Origin of the sequence: Domibacillus sp. 8LH (genome assembly GCF_038806185.1) — a bacterium.
In the GTDB taxonomy this organism is placed as follows: domain Bacteria; phylum Bacillota; class Bacilli; order Bacillales; family Domibacillaceae; genus Domibacillus; species Domibacillus indicus_A.
Genome location: NZ_JAVJNG010000103.1, coordinates 1 through 306 on the forward strand (window position 1 = coordinate 1; position 306 = coordinate 306).

At 57.2% G+C, this 306-nt stretch carries 3 tRNA genes; all 3 read left to right on the forward strand.

The features are described 5' to 3' along the window. The first annotated feature begins 1 nt into the window (after position 1). The 3 genes from RG959_RS23980 to RG959_RS23990 all read left to right on the forward strand — a co-directional run bounded on the left by RG959_RS23980 (position 2) and on the right by RG959_RS23990 (position 304). Positions 2-92, forward strand: a tRNA-Ser gene (locus RG959_RS23980). 14 nt (positions 93-106) lie between these two features. After that, a tRNA-Glu gene (locus RG959_RS23985) sits at positions 107-178 on the forward strand. A gap of 52 nt (positions 179-230) precedes the next feature. Further along, a tRNA-Asp gene (locus tag RG959_RS23990) sits at positions 231-304 on the forward strand. Positions 305-306 lie beyond the last annotated feature (2 nt).

The following is a 306-nucleotide window of genomic DNA, read 5'->3' on the forward strand; positions in this document are numbered from 1 at the left end:
TGGGGAAGTACTCAAGAGGCTGAAGAGGCGCCCCTGCTAAGGGTGTAGGTCGGGTAACCGGCGCGAGGGTTCAAATCCCTCCTTCTCCGCCAGATTTTACTTTTAAGGCCCCTTGGTCAAGCGGTTAAGACACCGCCCTTTCACGGCGGTAACACGGGTTCGAATCCCGTAGGGGTCATCGTCGGGAAGCCGGCTTCACCGGTTTCCCTTCTTTATGTTTAATATTCCATGGTCCGGTAGTTCAGTTGGTTAGAATGCCTGCCTGTCACGCAGGAGGTCGCGGGTTCGAGTCCCGTCCGGACCGCC